16 protein-coding genes are annotated in these 19,411 nt (G+C 38.8%); 13 read left to right on the plus strand and 3 right to left on the minus strand.

The window, feature by feature from the left end; genetic code table 11:
• The first annotated feature begins 4 nt into the window (after positions 1 to 4).
• The 7 genes from ACM03V_RS07960 (at position 5) to ACM03V_RS07990 (ending at position 8,880) form a co-directional block, all read left to right on the plus strand.
• Positions 5 to 1,075, plus strand: a complete 1,071-nt coding sequence (locus ACM03V_RS07960) for an Mrp/NBP35 family ATP-binding protein (protein WP_414620231.1) — start codon at positions 5 to 7, stop codon at positions 1,073 to 1,075.
• A gap of 104 nt (positions 1,076 to 1,179) precedes the next feature.
• Complete coding sequence (rodA, locus tag ACM03V_RS07965) at positions 1,180 to 2,499, plus strand: rod shape-determining protein RodA (RefSeq protein ID WP_414620232.1); 1,320 nt, start codon at positions 1,180 to 1,182, stop codon at positions 2,497 to 2,499.
• A gap of 220 nt (positions 2,500 to 2,719) precedes the next feature.
• Entirely contained in the window at positions 2,720 to 2,914 is a 195-nt protein-coding gene (locus ACM03V_RS07970) for an NAD(P)H dehydrogenase subunit NdhS (RefSeq protein ID WP_414620233.1), read from the plus strand.
• 136 nt (positions 2,915 to 3,050) lie between these two features.
• A complete protein-coding gene (locus ACM03V_RS07975; RefSeq protein WP_414620234.1) occupies positions 3,051 to 3,692 on the plus strand; it encodes a hypothetical protein in 642 nt (213 codons plus the stop codon).
• Between the two features lie 191 nt (positions 3,693 to 3,883).
• The gene (locus ACM03V_RS07980) at positions 3,884 to 6,022 is read left to right on the plus strand and encodes a cation:proton antiporter (RefSeq protein ID WP_414620235.1); all 2,139 of its coding nucleotides are present in this window, start codon (positions 3,884 to 3,886) and stop codon (positions 6,020 to 6,022) included.
• Positions 6,023 to 6,423: 401 nt separating this feature from the next.
• Complete coding sequence (locus tag ACM03V_RS07985) at positions 6,424 to 7,386, plus strand: UDP-glucuronic acid decarboxylase family protein (protein WP_414620236.1); 963 nt, start codon at positions 6,424 to 6,426, stop codon at positions 7,384 to 7,386.
• Positions 7,387 to 7,494: 108 nt separating this feature from the next.
• Positions 7,495 to 8,880, plus strand: coding sequence for a UDP-glucose dehydrogenase family protein (locus ACM03V_RS07990; RefSeq protein ID WP_414620237.1), 1,386 nt, complete (start codon positions 7,495 to 7,497; stop codon positions 8,878 to 8,880).
• Positions 8,881 to 9,125: 245 nt separating this feature from the next.
• On the opposite strand, the gene ACM03V_RS07995 is transcribed toward ACM03V_RS07990, so the two are convergent.
• Entirely contained in the window at positions 9,126 to 10,409 is a 1,284-nt protein-coding gene (locus ACM03V_RS07995; protein ID WP_414620238.1) for an APC family permease, read from the minus strand.
• A gap of 320 nt (positions 10,410 to 10,729) precedes the next feature.
• On the minus strand, positions 10,730 to 11,521 hold the full coding sequence (locus tag ACM03V_RS08000) for a DUF2993 domain-containing protein (protein ID WP_414620239.1): 792 nt from the start codon (positions 11,519 to 11,521) through the stop codon (positions 10,730 to 10,732).
• A 995-nt stretch (positions 11,522 to 12,516) separates the two neighbouring features.
• On the opposite strand from ACM03V_RS08000, the gene ACM03V_RS08005 reads away from it, so the two are divergent.
• The 6 genes from ACM03V_RS08005 to ACM03V_RS08030 all read left to right on the plus strand — a co-directional run bounded on the left by ACM03V_RS08005 (position 12,517) and on the right by ACM03V_RS08030 (position 17,363).
• Positions 12,517 to 13,671, plus strand: coding sequence for a HesA/MoeB/ThiF family protein (locus ACM03V_RS08005; protein ID WP_414620240.1), 1,155 nt, complete (start codon positions 12,517 to 12,519; stop codon positions 13,669 to 13,671).
• Positions 13,672 to 13,679: 8 nt separating this feature from the next.
• On the plus strand, positions 13,680 to 13,937 hold the full coding sequence (locus ACM03V_RS08010) for a hypothetical protein (RefSeq protein WP_414620241.1): 258 nt from the start codon (positions 13,680 to 13,682) through the stop codon (positions 13,935 to 13,937).
• A 2-nt stretch (positions 13,938 to 13,939) separates the two neighbouring features.
• Positions 13,940 to 14,452 (plus strand): ubiquitin-conjugating enzyme E2, encoded by a 513-nt coding sequence (locus ACM03V_RS08015; protein WP_414620242.1) that lies wholly within the window; start codon positions 13,940 to 13,942, stop codon positions 14,450 to 14,452.
• On the plus strand, positions 14,439 to 15,086 hold the full coding sequence (locus ACM03V_RS08020; protein ID WP_414620243.1) for a Mov34/MPN/PAD-1 family protein: 648 nt from the start codon (positions 14,439 to 14,441) through the stop codon (positions 15,084 to 15,086). The genes ACM03V_RS08015 and ACM03V_RS08020 overlap by 14 nt, the downstream gene beginning before the upstream one ends.
• 208 nt (positions 15,087 to 15,294) lie before the next feature.
• On the plus strand, positions 15,295 to 16,755 hold the full coding sequence (locus tag ACM03V_RS08025; RefSeq protein WP_414620244.1) for a tetratricopeptide repeat protein: 1,461 nt from the start codon (positions 15,295 to 15,297) through the stop codon (positions 16,753 to 16,755).
• On the plus strand, positions 16,752 to 17,363 hold the full coding sequence (locus ACM03V_RS08030; protein ID WP_414620245.1) for a hypothetical protein: 612 nt from the start codon (positions 16,752 to 16,754) through the stop codon (positions 17,361 to 17,363). The genes ACM03V_RS08025 and ACM03V_RS08030 overlap by 4 nt, the downstream gene beginning before the upstream one ends.
• Before the next feature lie 719 nt (positions 17,364 to 18,082).
• Here the strand turns inward: ACM03V_RS08030 and ACM03V_RS08035 are convergent.
• The gene (locus ACM03V_RS08035) at positions 18,083 to 19,330 is read right to left on the minus strand and encodes a competence/damage-inducible protein A (RefSeq protein WP_414620246.1); all 1,248 of its coding nucleotides are present in this window, start codon (positions 19,328 to 19,330) and stop codon (positions 18,083 to 18,085) included.
• Between the last annotated feature and the right edge of the window lie 81 nt (positions 19,331 to 19,411).

A 19,411-nucleotide genomic window follows, 5' to 3' on the forward strand; every position in this document is an offset into this window, starting at 1 on the left:
TACTATGCAAAATGTTCTTTCGGCAAGTTCAGTTCTAGAAATATTGCGACCAGTTCAAGATCCTGAGCTTCGTAAAAGTCTGGTGGAACTGAATATGATTCGCAATGTCAAAATCGAAGATGGCAAGGTTAGCTTCACTTTGGTTTTGACTACACCTGCTTGCCCTTTACGAGAATTTATCGTTGAAGATTGTGAAAAAGCTGTTAATAAACTTCCTGGGGTTACTGATGTATCGGTAGAGGTTACGGCAGAAACACCGCAACAGAAAAGCTTACCCGACCGTAATGGCGTACCTGGGATCAAAAATATTGTTGCTGTTTCTAGCGGTAAAGGCGGTGTTGGTAAAAGTACTGTTGCCGTAAATATTGCAGTAGCTTTAGCTCAAACAGGAGCAAAAGTAGGTTTGCTCGATGCCGATATTTACGGCCCCAACGACCCGACAATGTTAGGACTCGAATCCGCGCAAATAAAAGTCAGTCAGGGTGAAAAAGGCGAAATCTTGGAACCTGCCTTTAATCATGGAGTCAAATTAGTTTCAATGGGTTTTCTGATCGACCGAGATCAGCCCGTAATTTGGCGCGGGCCAATGCTGAATGGAGTTATTCGCCAGTTTTTATATCAAGTGGAATGGGGAGAACTCGACTACTTGATTGTAGATATGCCTCCGGGGACGGGTGATGCCCAGTTAACATTGACACAATCAGTACCGATCGCCGGTGCCGTTATAGTCACTACACCACAGAACGTAGCTTTACTAGATTCTCGTAAAGGCTTGCGGATGTTTCAGCAGTTGAATGTACCAGTTTTGGGGATTATTGAAAATATGAGTTATTTTATACCCCCAGATATGCCTGATAAACAGTATGATATTTTCGGTTCTGGTGGTGGCTCAAAAACAGCCGCCGAGTTGGAAGTACCTCTACTCGGGTGCGTACCGTTGGAAATATCTACAAGAGTCGGTGGAGACAACGGTGTACCGATAGTAGTAGCCGATCCAGATTCAGCTTCAGCAAAAGCTTTAACAGAAATTGCTTTGGCGATCGCCGGAAAAGTATCAGTAGCTGCCTTGACATAAAATGGAAATGTATTTCTGTCTGGGTGGCGTGCTGAGTACTGAGAATAAAGATATTCATACGCAATTATCAAGTATTTTAATCGCTCAGTTATTAACAAGATTAGATGTTACTAAAAAAGTCACGCTACTCACGAAACAGAAATCGCTGGCAGTCTTTATTTAAGCCCTGGCATCAAGTAGACTTACTGCTATTCTTGCTGCCCATCGCCGTCAGCATATTCGGCGGCTTTATGATTTTCAGTACGGAATTAAGCCAAGCAGAAACTAAGTGGTTGTCGCACTTATCAATGGCGGGTGTTGGTTGTTTGATCGTGTTATTGATAGCCCGCAGTCGTTATGAAGCTCTCCGACAGTGGCACTGGGTTACTTATGCTTTAACCAACGCCAGCCTAATAGCAGTAATGGCAATAGGTGTCAGTGCTAAAGGGGCGCAACGGTGGATTAGTATTGGTAGTTTCAACGTGCAGCCGTCGGAATTTGCCAAAATCGGAGTAATTATTACCCTAGCCGCACTGTTACACAAGCGCACGGCTTCAAGTCTTCCCAACTTTTTCCGGGCTTTGGCAGTAACGGCAGTTCCTTGGGCATTAGTATTTTTGCAGCCAGATTTAGCAACATCATTGGTATTTGCCGCGATTGTATTAGCAATGCTGTATTGGGCAAATGCCAATCCCGGCTGGTTAGTACTGTTAATTTCTCCAGTAGTAGCGGCGATTTTGTTTAGTATTTCATGGCCTTGGTCCGAACCAATGGTGGTAGCTGAATGGATATTTTTTACACCTTTGGGTTTGATTTGGTCGTTCGCTATGGGCTTGTTAGGCTTCTTGACGCTTCCTGGCAAAAGATTTGCTTTAGGAGGTATAGGGGCCTTAGCTTTGAATCTTTTGGGTGGAGAATTAGGAATTTTCGCTTGGAATCACGTACTTAAAGAGTATCAAAAAGGTCGAATCACCTCATTTCTGAATCCGGAACTAGATCCCCTCGGAACCGGCTATCACTTGATTCAATCTCGTATCGCCATTGGTGCCGGAAAATGGTTTGGTTGGGGTCCGTTTAACGGTCCAATGACTCAATTAAATTTCGTTCCCGAACAACATACCGACTTTATTTTCTCGGCGGTTGGCGAAGAATTTGGTTTTATCGGCAGTTTGGTATTATTGCTAGTATTTTGCTTAATTTGTCAAAGGTTACTCCACGTTGCTTTGACGGCTAAAGATAATTTCGGCTCATTATTAGCAATTGGCGTTTTGGCAATGATTGTGTTCCAGATGGCTGTTAATATTGGAATGACAATAGGTTTAGCACCAGTAGCGGGAATCCCTCTACCATTTATGAGTTATGGTAATTCGGCAATGTTAGCTAACTTTTTAGCCATCGGCTTAGTTGAATCGGTAGCGAACTTTCGCAACTTTAATAAGTATTAGCAACCAATGAACAATTATCAATGAACAATTATCAATAACTAGTTAGAAGGCGAACAACGACGAGCAACTAGCTAAAAGCCCGATCGTTATGGGTTTAATTTCTCTGTGTAAGAATAATATGCAATGCTTATGAGTATTAGCGCAGTCTGGAGATTAATAATTGATAATTGATAACTGATAACTGATAATTGATAATTGATAATTGAAAAGAGTAAGTATTATGATTTTGCCTGGAGCAACCGTTCGCGTTAAAAACCCCGCAGATACCTATTACCGTTTTGAAGGGCTTGTGCAACGAGTCAGCGATGGTAAGGTAGCTGTACTGTTTGAAGGTGGTAATTGGGATAAATTGATTACCTTCAGATTCAGTGAGTTAGAGCCTGTAGACCCCACAGCAGGACGCAAAAAAGGTTAAAAGCTATTAGCTGGATAATAAATTAGTTACGAGTTAGAGTTAAGAGTTTTTTTATTATTTGTTATTATTCTTTAACTGATAATTCCTAGCTCATAACTCATAACTCATAACTCATAACTCATAACTTAATTTATTTATGCGCCTTCCTTTACCGCAGTTTAGTAACAACAATCGTCACCCCAATCACTTTGCCGAAGTGATTGAAACTGCTAGCTGTGATTTTTTAGCTCAGTGTTTAGACCCAGAAGATTTGAGCTTCCCAGCAATGCCTCCTTTCGGTAGCTGGGTGTGTTCGGTAGATGAAGAATCAGCGAATAAAGTTTTTGCTGTTGTATTTCATGCAACCACAATGCCTATAGATTCCGTACATAGACCTGTAGCTTTAGGTTTATCCCTGCAAGATTTGCGAGAGGAACAACCTCAAATATTCGCCATGCTCAAAACTGAATTCCGCGCCGCGATTGTTGGATTTGAGCAGGTGCAAGGTAATCAAATATATCAGTATTTACCACCTCGACCGCCCCAGATTCATCAAGCGGTTCATCGATGCCAATCAGAAGAGGTGCTAAAATTCACCGAAAAATTTGATTTTTTACAAACCTTGCTTTCGGTTAATGGTGCCCCAGTTGAAGCTTTGAGCGCAGCAGCAATTCGGGATGTATACAAGTTACGCAAAGGCGATCGACAATGGTTAGTTGAAGCTGGACGCTACTTAAGCGTGTTGCTTAAAGACGACTACGACCGTCTGCGATTCATTTTGAATCAAATACATCCGTAGGTAGTTCATTTATATACAGTTTTTAAGGTATTCTAAGTATAATTTTTGATTTTTTTAACGGTAACAAGTTTTCTTTATATTTAACCTTATATTTAAAATTATATTTAAAAAAGCCATTAAAGTTCTGTACATCATAACTGCGATTGCAGCAGCAAGTAGCACGTTTTTGCTTTGTCCGCAATAAATAAAATATGGTACTTTTAGAGCGAATTGCAGTCTTACCATACAGTCAACTTATTGAAAACGAACCAATTATTCCTTTCGCTATTTTATTGGTAGTTATTTTAGTCGTACCTATTATATTTGAACGACTGCGACTACCCGGATTAATTGGTTTAATTTTATCGGGAATATTAATTGGTCAGTCTGGCTGGAATTTATTCAAGATAGATAATTCGATTTGGGAATTACTCTCAACTATCGGTTTAGCTTATGTATTGTTTGTAGCAGGTTTAGAAGTTGACTTAGAACAATTGAGTCGTCAGCGAAATCGTGCTTTAGGTTTTGGCAGTTTTGCCTTCTGCATACCTTTATTATTAGGAACTTTACTCGGAAGAGTTTTTGAATTTGATTGGTTAAGCTCAATATTAATTGGCTCTTTGCTATCTTCTTATACTCTTTTGGCCTATCCGATTATTAATCGTTTGGGATTAACCACTAATGAAGCTGTGGGGGTAACAATTGGAGCGAGCATTTTTACCGATATTGCCACATTGTTGACCTTGGCTGTATGCGTTGCAATACATTTACAACAGTTTAATATTTGGCAAACTATTGCATTACTGGGTTGGTTGGCCGTCTATTGTGTTGTAGTTTTGGTAGGTTTCGACTGGGTTGGCAAAGAATTTCTGCGAAGAAGCGGAGAAGATGAAGGAAACCAATTTTTATTTGTACTTACAGCAGTATTTTTAGCCGCCTTGATAGCTCAATTAATTGGTATACAAACAATTATTGCAGCCTTTTTTGCTGGATTAGCGGTTAATGAAGTTATCGGAGATGGGCCTGTCAAACAAAAGATTATGTTTGTCGGTACCGTGCTATTCATTCCGATTTTCTTTGTCGATCTTGGTTTAAGGCTGAATTTACCAGCCTTTTTCAAAGATATGGGTTTAGTATGGTTGACGCTATCTCTTGTCTGTGGTTTAGTCGCGAGTAAGTTTATTGCGGCATTATTAGCTAAATTAATTTATCGCTACAATTGGCGTGAAGTATTAACAATGTGGTCGATAAGCCTACCTCAAGTAGCAGTTACCTGCTGTGTAACTTTTGTAGGATATAAAGCAGAGTTATTAAATTCAGAAATTTTCAATAGCGTTATAGTTTTGGTTCTAATAACTTCATTTATTGGGCCAATAATTACTAGTCGGGCAGCACGAGGCTTAAACTCTTCATTACTAAAGCAGCAAGAAACAGCAACGTATGTACCAGTTTCCGAGCAAATCGATAGCCCTTTTAACATCATAGTACCCGTTTATAATCCTGCGACGCAGCAACATTTAATGGAAATGGCTGCATTATTAGCTCATCAAGCTCAAGGCAAAATTATGCCTTTAGCAATAGCCACTGCGACAGCGAGCATGGATGCACCCCAGTTAGAACACTCGCTGCGAAGAAGCGAAAGATTGTTGAACAAAGCTACAGCATTAAGTCGCTTCCTAGATGTAGAAGCAGAACCATTATTACGAATAGACGATGCCTTTGCTCAAGGAATCAGTAGAACTGCTAGAGAAAAAAAGGCAAACTTGATTGTAATGGGCTGGGGCAAACGTACCGGATTGAAAGCGCGTTTATTCGGTAACGTAATTGATGGCGTGTTATGGGCCTCTCATTGTCCGGTAGCAGTTACCCGTCTTGTTGAATCACCTTCCAAAATTCAGCGCATCCTAGTACCAGTCGAAAACTTGACCGCACCTATATTGCAGCCATTGCAGCTTGCAACTTTGTTAGGGGAATCAAATCAAGCCCAAGTTACCGTACTTAACGTGTGCGATCGCCGCACTAGTTCGAGCAAAATATCTCATCGGCGATCGCAACTCTCCCTATTAGTATCCAAACTAGGTTTATCCAATCCACCAGAAGTTCAAATTATCGCTCACGAAAATGTTGCTCAAGCAATATTGCAAGCAGCCAGACTATACGATTTAGTAGTTTTACCTTTTATTCGCAATCGTACTATTCCTGGGGGATTAGCTATTAGTGATGTGACAACTCAGTTAGCTTCTCAATTAACTTGTTCTATTATCATGCTTGGAGAACCATCACAGCGTACCAATAATGCCACAGTGAAAGCCGGTTATCCCAGCAGTCAACCAGTTACCAGTTATCAGTGACCAGTTACGAGTAACTAAGGTTAAAGGTTAAAATCTCCTTATCCGATACTCTTCATCTTCCAATTCCCAATGCCCAATTCTCAATGCCCAATGTGAAATTTCTGAAAACTTCAATATAAATGTAGTCCCCTACAATAACTTTAACTTATTAAATTTTTGATAAACTTTTGGACGATACTTCACAGTCACTATACAATTTTTGTTATTTTTCTTAGTGGAATTGTCAAGGGGATAAATTTAAATTTAAAGTAAAGATTGTAAGAATTGCATCAACTGGGAAATAGGCGAGTTCAATTTTTTTTTTGAATAATCCGTACTTACTCTATTTTTTACGTCAGGCTGGGTATCCTAAAGACAAGCACAATCGAATAACGTAAATATTTGTAATTAACTGGTCAACTATGAAAATATTGGTGACGGGCGGAGCTGGATTTATTGGTTCCCATCTGATTGATAGATTAATGAATGATGGGCATGAAGTCATTTGTTTGGATAATTTTTACACGGGACATAAGCGGAATATCCTCAAATGGTTGAGCAATCCGTATTTTGAACTGATTCGCCACGATATCACCGAACCTATTAGGTTGGAAGTAGCACAGATTTATCACTTAGCTTGTCCTGCATCGCCGATACATTACCAGTACAATCCCGTCAAAACAGTTAAAACCAATGTGATGGGTACGCTGAATATGCTGGGGTTGGCTAAGCGTGTAAAAGCCAGAATTTTATTAGCTTCTACCAGTGAAGTTTATGGCGATCCAGAAGTTCATCCTCAACAGGAAGATTATAGAGGTAATGTAAATCCAATTGGACTTCGTTCCTGCTATGACGAAGGTAAGCGGATTGCTGAAACCTTGATGTTCGATTATCACAGACAAAATGATGTTGATATTCGCGTTGCTCGTATTTTTAACACCTACGGCCCTCGGATGTTTGAACGTGACGGACGGGTAGTTAGCAATTTTATAGTCCAAGCTTTACAAGGTATACCTTTAACTGTCTACGGAGATGGTTCGCAAACCCGTAGCTTTTGCTACGTTGATAACTTGGTAGATGGGTTGATGCGTTTGATGAATGGAGAGCATATTGGCCCGATTAACTTGGGTAATCCAGATGAATACACCATTCTTCAATTAGCGCAAACCGTGCAAAACATGGTTAATCCAGAGGTGAAAATTAAATTTGAGCCGCTACCTTCCGATGACCCCCGCCGTCGCCGCCCCGATATCACCAAAGCACAGACCTTGTTAAATTGGGAACCTAGCATTACTCTTCAAGAAGGGTTAAAACAGACTATAGAAGATTTCCGAGAGCGGGTACAAACTACTGGCAAAGAAGTCGTAAATAGCAGCACTAAGTAGAAGATACTATTTGCTCAAAATTTTTGATTATAGAACCCATTCGGGTTCTGGAATATCGACTACTAATAATTTGTTGGACAACTCTAAAAAAGTGAGGGATTAGATAAAATGCGAGTTTGCGTAATTGGAACTGGTTATGTTGGTTTGGTAACTGGCGCTTGCTTGGCTCACGTCGGGCATGATGTAATTTGTATAGATAATAACGAAGAGAAAGTTAAGTTAATGAAGTCCGGGCAATCGCCAATTTTTGAGCCTGGGCTTTCGGAAATCATGCAAAATGCTATTAAAACAGGAAAAATTCAGTTTTCTAGCGATTTGGCTGCTGGCGTTTCTCATGGAGAAATTCTATTTATTGCTGTGGGAACTCCACCTTTACCTACAGGTGAAAGCGATACCCGTTATGTAGAAGCGGTTGCAAAAGGTATCGGTAGTCATTTGAATGGCGGTTATAAAGTTATCGTTAATAAATCTACAGTACCTATTGGTTCTGGTGATTGGGTGAGAATGATTGTTCTCGATGGAATTGCCGAGCGTCAAAAAGAATTAGTACCCGCAGGTGGCGCACCTAGTGAAGACAAGTTGCCTACTGGTGATTTTGATGTAGTTAGTAACCCCGAATTTTTGCGCGAAGGTTCGGCAATTTACGATACTTTCAACCCCGACAGAATTGTTTTGGGAGGCAACTCTCAGAAAGCTCTTTCGATGATGAAAGAACTATATACTCCGATTGTAGAGCGTCAGTATGCTGAAGACCAATCTTTACCCCCAGTACCCGTACTTTGCACGGATCTGTCTTCTGCTGAGATGGTTAAATACGCCGCTAACGCTTTCCTAGCAACCAAAATTAGCTTTATTAACGAAGTTGCGAACATTTGCGATCGCGTTGGTGCTGATATAACTCAAGTTGCTAAAGGTATCGGTTTGGATTCCCGTATCGGCAACAAGTTCTTAAATGCCGGTATCGGTTGGGGTGGTTCTTGTTTCCCCAAAGACGTATCCGCATTGGTTCACACTGCTGATGACTATGGCTACGAAGCACAGCTACTCAAAGCTACAATTAGCGTTAACGAGCGTCAGCGTTTGATTGCAATGGAGAAATTGCAGCAAGCATTGAAGATTCTTAAAGGTAAAACTGTAGGTTTGCTCGGTTTAACCTTCAAGCCAGATACCGACGATATGCGCGATGCTCCAGCCTTGAATTTAATTGAACAACTCAACAGATTGGGAGCCAAAGTTAAAGCATACGACCCAATTATTTCACAATCTGGTATGCGTCACGGTCTTTCTGGAGTACAGGTAGAAACCGATGCAGAAAGACTTGCTGATGGCTGCGATGCTTTAGTACTCGTCACCGAATGGGATCAGTTTAATAGTCTCGATTTCGCTAAGATGGCGCAATTAATGAACCATCCCGTTATCATCGACGGCCGTAACTTCCTCGATCCCGAAGCAACCATTAGAGCAGGATTCCAATACATTGGTGTTGGTCGCTAATTTCTAATTTTTAATTATTGCAGGGATTTTAGAATTTAAATTTGAGATTGATTCTAAAATTCGATTTGTGCATTAAATCATAGAGACGTAGCCGTGCTACGTCTCTACATTTTTTTAGGTAGTAACTAGTTCCCAGTCTCTGGCTGAGAACTTCTAACGTGAGGCAGAGCCTCCAGTTTATTACAAGGCAGAGCCTATAGAAATATATTCCCAGTCCGGAGACTGGGAACAACAAAGAAAAACTCCTAATTCTTCATCCTCGCAACCGCGTGCCAAATTAATCCCGCTACAATCAGCGCTAAACCCACTTGCCAAATAAACGGTTCAACCCAAAAAGCTAGAAATACACAGGCTGATAAACCAAGAATTGACAGCCATTTTGGATAAAGTCTTTCATTACTTGATAAAGAAAAAGCAGCTAAATTAGTAACCGCATAATAAATCAAGACAGTAAAAGCACTGAACGACCAGGTAGTTTTAACATTCCCAATTAACACCAAAATAGAAATTATCGAACTAACGGCAATTACAGCAGGTGTTGGAGTTGTACCAGTAGTATTCAACCTTGCGAAAATTCTGGGCATATCTCGTCTTCTTCCCATCGCCAACAAGACGCGAGATAAGCCCAAAATTAAATTGAGCAATACTCCCAACATCGCAAAAATTGCGCCAATCGCCAATATTTGCGCTCCTCCGGGAATGCCGAAGCTACGCACAGCCACTTCTAAAGGTGCAGCTTGTCCCGTAAAAGCCGATTTACCCAGATTTTCTGCCCCTACCCCCGCGACAGCAATCGTGGCAACTCCTACATAAATCAGCATTGTCACTATCATCGTCACGATAATAGCTTTAGGAATAGTTTTTCGCGGCTCCTTTGCTTCTTCTCCCAAAGTCGCAATCCTACCGTAGCCCGTATAGGCTACAAACATTAAAGCGCTGGCATGAAGCACCGTAGAAAACGAACCATTAAAAGGCGTTAGATTTTCCCTACCCGTGGCGATCGCTGTCGGAATTCCCCCAAGTACAAAGAAAATTAAACTAAAAATAGAAATAGATACAATTGCGATATTTACTCGATTAGAACGGCGAATACCATTTAAAACAACAGCCGTAATTACAAATACAGATGCTAAAGCCAAAGGTATCAGTAAACCACGTCCAGCTAAACCCGTCGCATTCAAAAAATAGCCAGCAAAACCCAAAGCAGCAGTAGCCGCAGAAGCAGACTTTGCCAACAAAAACATCCATCCAGCGGTAAATCCTAACCAAGAATTTAGATATTTATAACCATATTCGTAAGAGCCACCACTTACAGGATGATTAGCAGCAAGCTGGGCGCTGTTAAGTCCATTGCAAATAGCAACCAAAGCACCAATAATTACAGCTAAAATCACCGCATTACCAGCAATTCCAGCAGCAATACCAATACTGACAAACACCCCAGTACCGATAATCGAACCAAGCCCCATCACAGTTGCTCCTACAACCCCTAACTCGCGTCGCAGTTGCGGCGATGATTTGAGTGACACAATACCTCTCCCCTTTTACACTCCTGCGGTTGATTGTACAATTCAAGGCTTGGTTTTATATAAGCTTTTAATTACTAAATGGGGGATTGGGGATTGGGCATGGGGCATGGGGCAATATTTCAAATTTCTCCTTGTCCCCTTGTCCCCATCTCCCCCTCTCCCCATCTCCCCAACATAAATACCCCCCTGCAATCTTCCAGAAGACTGGTTGACTACAAGGGGGTATTAACTCTGGTGACATTATATAAACACTTTCCTAAAAGAATTACGGTGGGGAACAATTATCAAATTTGGGTTGATAACTGTTCGCGAATCATAACTTAAGTACGTGGTATGCGCTCAATCTCGGCATATCCGCTAAAAATTAACTTTTGACCTTCTGTTTCTAAGCGATTAAGCCGCATTTTTACTCCATCTAGGTCAAAACGGTCTAAATCGACCATATTATCTAAAATCTTAGCCAATACAGTACATAAAGTTTCTGAAATTTCTCTTTGTTCTTCTGGTACCGACTCCAGGTCGATTTCAGGACTTTTGAAGGAAACTTTGCGTCTCCGTTCAATACCTACTTTTACAGTCATATTCAACGGTACTAATTCACCGTTGTTTAAGTCAGCTTTAGCGAAAATCTTTAACCGATTGTTTGGCAGCAATTCCACCTGAACATCTGTAAAAGAAACGGGTTCGCCGTCAGACAATTCCGTTAAAGTTGGTTCCGAGAGGTTTATCAAACGCTTTTTCACTAATTCAGCATTAAAAGCTTGATTAATACCGTCTTGAGTCAACACAACCTGAGCGATCGCCTGAGTGGGTTGTTTTAATCGCAATTTGCCGCTTAGTACCGAGCTGAAGTCAATAGACACAGCATCGGTTTCAAACGACATCTCCTCAACGAAGAAATCCTTGCGAATTATCAAACCACGCCCGCCCATCTTAAAGCTGTCAATACTGCCTTGCAAAAGCTTACTGGAGGGATAACAGCGGACAAAGACTTCTACCGACTCGCTTTTAGTAAACAAGTGGCGAATCGTTTGACTCGCGACAGTATTGAGCATCTGCTCGCCCCAGTCGCTGCCTTGAGAATCTTTAAAACCAGTAAGTCCGCCAAGCATTTTTTTAGTACAGGTTACTAGAGGTTCTTTGTATTTTTGTAACAAATTGTGAACTTCTCAGCAACCTCCTAGAGATTAAATATGCTGATGATGAAACACAAAAATGTTAATCACAGTTAATGGATTTATTAGCAAAACCCTTGAGGTTGCTGGATTAGAGCTTTTTTTTACTTATAAGTAAAAATTATTTCCAAAATAATAAATGTTATTGTCAGATTACAAATCCATAGTAAAAAAAATCAAGTAATCACTCATCTTTTGTAAATTTTTGTTTCCAGCAAAGGTTAAAGAGTAAGTTGCTACAGATTGTTGCCTTGATTCCGTAATCAATTACTGAGAAGAATTATCCTTAAAGCGATTTTTATTATCACCTTAGATAGATGGCAGAAATCAAAATCGAGAAAACATGAAAAGCATTATGTATAAAAATCATAAATTAAATAATAAATGAATTTATACAAATCACTTTTAATTTGTCGTCAAAATAGTGAAACGATCGGCGTTTAAATCAGCATAATGCGTTGCGAATTTTGTTTTATTTATCTTATATGTTTCCTATGAATTTGCTTATAGAAGTCAGTCTTACATAGCAGCATACTTCCACCAGTATAGCTTTCATCTGTACCGATTTAAATCTATTTCTAATTCCCTAATCGTAATTCAATATTTTTAAGGACTTACGCAAAGCCCTATAATATTTAAACTTAAGGGCTTTTAATTCGCTTCGTTTCAATGCGCGTGAAAGTGAAAACAAACCGGGTTTATTCTTCTGAAAACATTATTTCTGCTTTTAGCTATTTGCAATAAACCCGGTTTCTCATCAAGGTATCGGAGTGGTGAATTTATGATTTACCTTCGCTGCTTGAGCTTGATGCTAAAGCAAAACTGCAACTATTTTACGTTAAGTGCTTTAAAACACTAATAATTATTTTTAGTAAGTGATTTTTCTTAGTATTTCTTGGGAACTATAAAAGTATAAGTTTTCAGGTGGAATAATGGACACCTTCGCAATAAAAACAGTTGAAGAGAAGCGCTATGACAGGCATCACTCAATTGACTGGTGGGATCAAAACAGGCTTAAGGATTCTAAAATTCTGGTTGCTGGAGCGGGTGCTTTAGGCAATGAGGTACTAAAGAATCTAGCAATGGTGGGTGTTGGAAATATTACCGTTATTGATTTCGATACGGTATCAATTACTAACCTGACGCGATCTGTTTTATTTCGGGAATCGGATGTTGGCTTGTGTAAAGTCGATGTTGCTCGCAAACGGGCTTTAGAAATTAATCCAGAGATAGAGATTCAAGCAATTCACGGTGATTTGGAATTTGACTTGGGTATCGGAGATGTGCGCGATCGCGATTTGATTATCGGTTGTCTCGATAGCGTTAATGCTCGTTGGGCAATTAATCAGCTTGCTTATCGGGCTGGAATTCCTTGGATAAATGGCGGTATTGGAGTAGCTGAAGGGGAAGTAAGCTTTTTCGATCCCCATGAATCTACTGCTTGTTACGAATGCAGCATTTCTAAACAGATGTGGCAACGGCGCAACAAAAGATATTCCTGTCAGGGAATGAAACGGAATATACCAGAAGCATCAATGCCCACTACGGCAACTATTGCCTCAATAGTTGGAGCAATGCAGGTGCAGCAAGCTCTTTTATATTTGCACGATAAACCGGGTGTGGTAAATCCTGGAGAAAAAGTATTTTTGGGTTTAAATCCTTGGATGGCTTTTAAAGTGCAAATTCAAAGACAAGAGGATTGTATTGCTCATGAGATAAATATCGAACCAACAATATGTATCAAACATGATGCAAATTTGAGCATTCAAGAAATTCTTAAGCATCTTGATAACTGTGGATTTTACGAACCAATTTTGCGGTTGCGAAACGAAGTTATCAAAACGATGCGATGTCTCAATCCAGATTGCGGTTATCAAGAGCAAGTTAATACACCTTTGCGTTTATTTCCCGAATCAAAGTTAACTTGTCCAAAATGCAGTCACGAACGAGATTTTGAAGTCATCAGCAATCTTTCACTCAAGGATTCTGAAGCAATTACCCTTGGAGAATTATGTCTACCCAAGAACGAAATACTACACTGCAAAACCGAGAAAGGTTTAATAGCAATTCAATTTTGCCAAATATAGGAGGAACAATGTCTGATTCACTTTCTTTAATTATTCGTTCAGCAGATCAAACTCGTAAAGCTGCTGTTAACTTACCTGCTGTATTGAGTGTAGAGCAGTTACTTCAAACTACCCAGCAGAATTGGAATTTACCAGCAAATACAAGTTACGCGATGCGTGTTGAGCGTACAGGGCAACAGTTAGATCCTGCAATAAACCTTGCTTCAGCAGGAGTTCAAGACAATGATGTTTTAGAAGTTTACCCAATTTTAGAGGCTGGTTGTTAATTATGGGTATTCGAGAAAAGCGTTTAGAAAATGATTTTAAAGAATTATCTCAACTTGTTGGTAATTCCGGGGGTACTTTAGCCATTGTTTCAACTCAAGGAAAACCAGTAGAAATTTACAAAATTGAATATCGCTGTAAAGGAATAGAAAGTGTACGAAATAATCAACCTGTTTATCGTACAACTCACAACGTAGAAATTACTTTAGGCAACAATTACCCTAAAGATCAGCCAAAAGCTAAGTTTATTACAGACATATTTCATCCGAATGTTTTTAGTAATAAAAATGTTTGTCTTGGTAGCTACTGGACAATGGCAGAGAATCTTTCTGAATTAGTTATTCGTATTGGCAAAATTATTCAGTATTCCAAAGATGTTCTGAATTTGAAAAGTCCAGCTAATGGTGCCGCTAAAAATTGGGCTGAAAATAATATGCATCTTTTTGCCGTAGATAATCAGACTTTCAAAGCTAATAAAAAACCAACGTCAACAATTGTTTGGAATGATTTTAAATAATTTAAAACGAAGTTTAGTAATAAATCCTTTACGGTTTATGAAGCGTAAACCGATGAATCAGGAAGAATCAGTGTTAACTCAACTCAATCAAATTGAATGGGTTGAATGTGAAGATGTTTATAAGCCAATAGAAAAACCGATTAAAGAATTTCTAGCTGAACGAAAAGTATATTTTACCTATACTCAGGTTTATATTTTACAGTCAGCACTTACAATACTTACAAATCATTTAGAAGCAAATACAAGTGTTGAACAAGGGGGTATTCTTTTTGGTCAAGCTTATAACGATTCCGAGCATGGAATATATGTAGAAATTACCGCAGCAGTACCAGCACCAGCGACAATTGGAACCGGAGCGCATTTAGAATTTACTCCAGATTCTTGGCAAGGAATTATGGATTATGCTAAATCGACTCATCCAGAAGCAAATATAGTTGGCTGGTATCATTCTCATCCCAACATTGGTGTTTTTATGTCGGGAACAGATATGAGAACGCAGCGAGCATTTTTCTATCATCCTTGGTGCGTTTCTATTGTTTATGACCCCGTTAGGAATCAAATTGCTTACTTTTTGGGTGAGGAAGCAAAGGTTGTTAAAGCAGTTAAATCTCAGCCAATGTTGTTGATGAAATAAAGTTTTTTGGTTTGTAGGTTTAAGCATGATAATCGCCAGGGGTTGCAAACCCCTGGCTAATAGCAAAAGTCATCTGAAGATGACTGATGAGAGTTTTTAGTTGATTTTAATAGATTTAAGAAATTACCAACAAAATAATATCTAGCTTTATATAAAATGCGATACTACTACCTGTTTAAAAATAAAAATCAGACGAATATTTTTTAATATGGGATTATTTATTTCTTTATTGATCCAAATTCTTATTAGGATTTATTATTATTCTGAGTTCTTATTCTGGATAATCATAGCTATTATAATATTATTTTTTTTGATTGGATTAATTGAAGAGAAGAAATCTTCAAATTCATCTACTCAAACACCGAACTCATCTTCTAATAATCAAGTTAATAATACTCGATCATCTCCATCTACTCAAACACCGAACTCATCTTCTAATAATCAAGTTAACAATACTCAATCATCAACTAATGCAACTCCACAAAATATTCAGTGGACGGAAGTTGGTACATATTACTCAAATAATTCACAGACAAGCGAGCAAAATAATACAAGTTTTGATAACGATTTTCTCGGCGGTAAAAATCAAAAACTTAATATAAATGAACTGCTAAAAAATTTAGTAGGACAAAAAGATCGTGTAAGTGGTGAAATTCTTCAAGCAGGTGAGAAAGTATATATTTGTGAACCTTGCCAACTTGGATACCATAAAGATAGTTGGGAATTCCTAAATAAAAAATGCGAACAGTGCAAATCTTCAATTAATAAATTATATAGTCTTCCAATTCCTATAACTTTTACAGATATCCCACAGACTCAAATTGTTGATAGTTTTAATACTGCGGAAGATTTATTACATTCGGGATTAAAAAAAACTGTAAACAAAAAGTATGGTGAAGCTATTATAGATTTTACTGAAGCATTACGATTTCATAGCAATTTTGCTGAAGCTTATTATTATCGAGGTACTACTTACTATAATCTAGGCAATAATCAAGCTGCTATTGATGATTTGACTCAAGCTATTAGTATTAATCCTAATTATGACGCTGCCTATAATGATCGAGGTGTAGCGTATCATGAACGAGGTTTAATGCAATTAGCCATCAAGGATTTTACTCAAGCTCTTCGTATTAATCCGAATCATGCAAGTTTTTATAACAATCGAGGAAAAGCTTATTATAAATTAGGAGATCTAGAAGCTGCAATTAAAGATTATAATCGCGCTCTTACTATCGTAGCTAACTATACTGAAGCACAAAAGAATTTAGATATTGCACGTTCCCAGCTTGATATAGAACAAAGATTAAAAAATAATATTACTAATAGTAATATACCGTCTCCATCAACTAAGGTTGTTGAAAAATACATTAACGTTCTAGATATAAATGCTATCTATTACAATATTGGTAAGACTGTTCGTTTAAAAGGAAAAATTGCCAGCGTCACTGTAGATACAGAATATAAATTAATTAACTTTCAATTTAGCAAAAATAGTATCGAAACACTTTATGCTTATGTACCTAGAAAAAGTTTTTCTCTGTTTCCTAATGCTTCATCCTTAACTGATAAAAATGTAATTATCTCAGGCGAAATAACTTTTAATAGAAGAAATAGACCTGTAATAGTTATAAATCAACCTTCACAAATAAAAGAAATACAAGAATGAACATTTTATACGCTCTCGAACCAGATTTATGTCTTATCAATCCCCAATATATAAATGATTTTACAAAAGATATTATCTTACCAAAATATTTTTACACTCAACTACAACATCTCAGTTTAGGTAACTTCCAATCTGCTACTGAAGCTGCAAATCTCATCATCAATTCGTTAATAGAACATGATGATCCTGAAATTTTGATATTTAAAACCGTTGCTGGTGGAACAGTCTATTTTATTGATGAAAAACTTCACCAAACAAATCTTGATACTAATAGCTTATTAGATTGCTACTTATTCAGCTTGCTCAAACTTTCTGAAAATCTTGAAGCTAAAATAGTTTTTCTCACTTCCTCTCCTGAAATTATTCGTAAATGTCAGGCTTTGAATTTTGAAGTCGCTATTGTAGAGGAATATTTAACCATCGGAGAATCTTGGTTACAACCTGAAATGTTATTAAACTTTCAAGCTAATTGTAGAGAAAATATAAGCGAAGCACAAGATTTACCAATTCCACAGCAGGAAGATACATTTCAACAAATTGAATGGCAAGATATTACAACATCACAACGGCAAAATAATATTCATTGGATGGATATTTTGCGAAGATAAATATTGTTAATAAGTAGGTAAACATAACTGTTTTTTTGTCATTGCGTTCACGAAGTGTTCCCTCTTAGGGAATGGAGGCACGACGACGCAATCCCAGCCGTTTCGAGCAAATTACTTTTCGTCATTTCTTCATAGACAGCTATCATACTCTGAATGCATTTTAACTGACATCTTGCACCATTCTTAACACCGCCTTGGAATAAATTCCCAGGCTAATACACGTTAGCGCAGCGTGGCGTAAGCCATAGTCTGATAAATCAGACTGAGCAAGGTTTAGATCGGTGATTATAGTGCGTTTTAACGTACTTTGTATATGAGCCTCGGAATTTATTCCAAGGCGGTAGTGAAGCCTAACTGATAATTGTTATTAGCTGTGATTTTGCAACCTTTCTCCGATATGAATCCTATTAATTACAATGTTGGGTTACGACACGATGAATATATAAGTGGGTATGCAAAATTATTTGTGTCATTGCGAGCGACAGCGAAGCAATCCCAACACCTTGCGATTGCTATCTCCCTTCGGGAGACGCTGCGCTAACGTTTCACTCCGTTCCACTCGCAATGACAAATGTACAATTAATTTTGCCTAAGTACTTATCGTTACAAATCAAATTGATTTTCGTATCTAACCCAACCTACCATCTACCACCTTTGTTGGGTTTCGCAAAGCCTCAACCCAACCTACCAAATACCAAATACCCATTACCAATTACCAATTACCGCTGCAACAACTTCCTTCGCAAACTATCCAAAGCATTACAAGCGCTAAAGTGACGAATCAAACTTCTACCGCGCACGGAATTAAACCGAAATTCAAAACTTTCTACTTCATTCTCTGCCGCTAAACCCACATAAACCAAACCCACTGGCTTAGTTTCTGTACCTCCACCTGGCCCTGCAATTCCTGTTATACTTAATCCCCAAGTTGTAGCCAGCTGTTTTCTCACACCTACAGCCATTTGCTCGGCTACAGTTGCGCTTACCGCACCATATTTTTCCAAATCTTCCCCATTAACTCCCAACATCCCAATTTTTACGGAGTTATCATAACTAATTACACCACCCCAAAAGTAATCGGAACTTCCCGAAGTATCAGTTAACATTCCTCCCAAAGTTCCCCCGGTGCAAGATTCCGCAACCGAAAGCGTTTCCCCAGATTTACGCAATAAATCCCCAACTACGGAAGCTAGCGTATCATCATCGGCACCAAAATAATCTAATCCGGCTATCTCTTGAATTTGCTTTGCAACGGGTACAATCAAACTTTCTGCTTCCGCTTCCGAACTCGCTTTCGCAGAAACTCGTAATTTTACCTGCCCTTTACTCGCATAAGGCGCTACGGTTGGATTAGGTAAATTGAGATAAGCAGATACTTTCTCAGCTAAAGTAGATTCGGGAACGTTCCAAAACCGCAACATTCGACTGTAAATGATTTGTTTGCCCCAACCTTGATTTTTCAGGTAAGGAACGGCGGTTTCCTCCCACATCCGATGCATTTCTGAAGGTACGCCGGGGAAGGTGAAAATTGTTAAATTAGGTCGTGGCTGCCAAATGATACCCGGTGCCGTACCCGTAGGATTGGGGAGAATTTCCGCACCTTTGGGGATTAAAGCTTGCTTGCGATTGCTCGCGCTCATAACTCTATTTCGTGTAGCGTATTTTTTAGTAATATCTTCTATAACTTCCGCACGTTCAATTAAGGGAGAACCGAAAAAATCGGCAATGGTTTCGCAAGTTAAGTCATCGGGAGTCGGCCCCAAACCACCAGTAAAAATTAAGATTTCCGATCTATTACTAGCAATTTCAATAACTTGCTTGATTCTGTCAACATTATCGCCGACAACCGTTTGATAGAAATGAGGAATACCCAATTGGGCTAACTGTAGCGCTAAATATTGAGCATTGCTATTAACAATATCTCCTAATAGCATTTCCGTACCGACACAAATAATTTCTGCACTCATATTTTTTTAGAGGGGGAAGATGGGGAGACAAGGAGAAATTAAACCTTTGACCTTTGACTTTTAAAGGATGTTTGGAAAGTA

The organism is Calothrix sp. CCY 0018, assembly GCF_963920925.1.
In the GTDB taxonomy this organism is placed as follows: domain Bacteria; phylum Cyanobacteriota; class Cyanobacteriia; order Cyanobacteriales; family Nostocaceae; genus Rivularia.